This window comes from Rubritalea profundi, assembly GCF_002954445.1.
Lineage (GTDB): Bacteria > Verrucomicrobiota > Verrucomicrobiia > Verrucomicrobiales > Akkermansiaceae > Rubritalea > Rubritalea profundi.
In genome coordinates, this window is sequence record NZ_MQWA01000001.1 from 2133031 (window position 1) to 2134194 (window position 1164).

Sequence of the window (1164 nt, forward strand, 5' to 3'; positions counted from 1 at the left end):
ATATCGATTTCATTCTCAAGTTCCCCAAAAAGACCGTGCGCTACATGCAGTCCAAAAATGACAGAGATCTCTATAGCTACAGTGGTAAATTCACTCCAGATAAGTCAATGTTAGGAGACTGGAAGCTCGTTTATTTTGCTAAAGGTGTGCATTGCGAAACGGTGGCCGAGGCTAAAGCAAATATAAAACCATGGCTAGCAGATTGGAAAGCAAAGGCTCAAAGCCACATAAGTCAAAGTATGGTTTTTCTTTTGAAGATGGGGGAAAAGTGAGAAACCTAGGGATGAACAATAGACACTATCCTGAGAATTTTTGGACCAAAGGAATGCTGATCGGGAAATATGCGGATCAAGCTCTTGAAATGCATAAAGTGTCCGTGGGCGGGGTCGACTTCATGATTCTTGCGCGTTCTCTCGTGGTGGAGGACTTAACAGTTTCCGGGGAAGATGAACAACCGTGGAAGGCTAGCTACGTTCTTTTTGTCAAGGGTGGAGACAAGTTGAAGTTTGAAGAAAAAACAAAGAAGAAGAAAAAGAAGTAAGTTCTGCCCCCTTATCACCCCAAGGCAGCCCCTCCGAACACCTCACTCAAAAAGCAAATTTCTAGCATTAACAAACAGATCGCAATACTAGGCCTGCTGCTTTTGAATTCAGCATTTGTATTGGGCGGCCAAACCAAAACCCCTGAAAACAGCCGTATCGTTCATATAAAACCAGGACCGCAGGACAACTTCAGCAAGGCTGTCTTCTACCTTCGCGTCCCTGAAAAAGTAACGAAACCCAAATATATACTCGTATTACTAAAGGGAATCAATGCTGATGGATCGGGGCTTCTTAAGCACAAGCAATGGCTACAATTTGCAAGCGAGACCCAGGCTGCAATCGTCGCCTGCACCTTGGTGAAAAAGGACAAAAAGAAGTACGACAAGCACAATCACTATGCCGCGGCGCAATGTGGCAGCGGTGCCGCACTTGAATCCGCGATTGAGAAGTTGGATGAGGCCCCAAAGGGCTATTCACTGAAAGAATTGCCGCTTCTTATATACGGATTCTCAGCGGGCGGGCAGTTCGCTTTCGGGTTCAGCTGCCACAATCCGACACGGATGATTGGCTTCGCCGCTGGGAAAGGAGGGTATTACTACCCAGAAGCAATCAAAGGAACCTT

At 46.1% G+C, this 1164-nt stretch carries 2 protein-coding genes and 1 pseudogene; all 3 read left to right on the forward strand.

Features of this window, described 5'->3' with window-relative positions:
- On the forward strand, positions 1–272 hold a 272-nt coding region (locus BSZ32_RS09365), incomplete at its 5' end, for a hypothetical protein (protein ID WP_165788757.1).
- Positions 273–283: 11 nt separating this feature from the next.
- Complete coding sequence (locus tag BSZ32_RS09370; RefSeq protein WP_105043187.1) at positions 284–541, forward strand: hypothetical protein; 258 nt, start codon at positions 284–286, stop codon at positions 539–541.
- 102 nt (positions 542–643) lie between these two features.
- Positions 644–1164: pseudogene (locus BSZ32_RS18810) on the forward strand (hypothetical protein); the annotation flags it as partial.